Origin of the sequence: Streptomyces bungoensis (assembly GCF_001514215.1) — a bacterium.
GTDB lineage: Bacteria > Actinomycetota > Actinomycetes > Streptomycetales > Streptomycetaceae > Streptomyces > Streptomyces bungoensis.
In genome coordinates, this window is record NZ_KQ948881.1 from 9,921 (window position 1) to 10,948 (window position 1,028).

At 72.6% G+C, this 1,028-nt stretch carries 1 protein-coding gene; it reads right to left on the reverse strand.

Annotated elements, in window-relative coordinates; translation table 11 throughout:
- Positions 1-976: beta-ketoacyl reductase (locus tag AQJ66_RS35045; protein WP_244163027.1), on the reverse strand; the 976-nt coding region annotated here is incomplete at its 3' end.
- Between the last annotated feature and the right edge of the window lie 52 nt (positions 977-1,028).

Below are 1,028 nucleotides of genomic sequence, written 5' to 3' on the forward strand. Positions count from 1 at the left end.
TACTGACGGCCTCCAGCGCCGAGGGCTCCTCCTCCTCGACCAGGTCACCCAGCAGCTGCACCCGCAGATAGCGCGCCAGCGCCACGGGAGTCGGATAGTCGAACACGACGCTGGCGGCGAGCGGGACGCCGGTCGCCATGGCGAGGGTGCCGCGCAGTTCGACCGCGGTGAGGGAGTCGACGCCCAGGTCGCGGAAGGCCCGTTCGGCGGGAACGGCAGAGGCGCCCGAGTAGCCCAGCACGCCGGCGGCACACAGACGGACCACCTCGAGCAGGACACGCTCCTGTTCGGCGGGAGTGAGCCCGGTGAGCTGGTCGCGCAGGCCGGAGCCGTCGCCGCGACCGAACCGCTCGGACGCCGCTCCGGCGCCCTCCACGGCCGCGCGTGCCTCGGGGAGCGCCTCGATGAGCGGACTCGGGCGGGTCATGGTGAACGGCGGGGCGTACTCGCCCCAGTGGATGTCCGCGACCATGACGGCCGGTCGGGAGGCGCCGACCGCGCGTTGCAGCGCCAGGACACCGAGGGCGGGTTGCAGCGGCAGCACACCGCCGCGGTGCATGCGCCAGGCCACGACCTCTTCGTCGGCCATGCCGCCGTCGGCCCACGGGCCCCACGCGATCGAGGTCGCGGGCAACCCCTGCGCCCGGCGACGCTCGGCAAGCGCGTCCAGATAGGCGTTCGCGGCGGCGTAATTGCCCTGGCCGGAGGTGCCGAGTGTGCCGGCGACCGACGAGAAGAGGACGAAGGCGTCCAGGGCGCGGTCACGGGTGAGTTCGTCCAGGTGCACGGCACCGAGCGCCTTGGTCCGCAACACCCCTTCGAACCGCTCCGCAGTCAGCGCGTCGATCACACCGTCGTCCAGCACACCCGCCGCATGCACCACCGCATCCACCGGATACTCCGCCAACAACCCCGCAACAGCGGCACGCTCGGCCACGTCACACGCGGCCACCGTCACCCGCACACCAGCCGCCACCAACTCATCCCGCAGCTCGACCGCACCCGGCGCATCAATGCCGCGACGACTG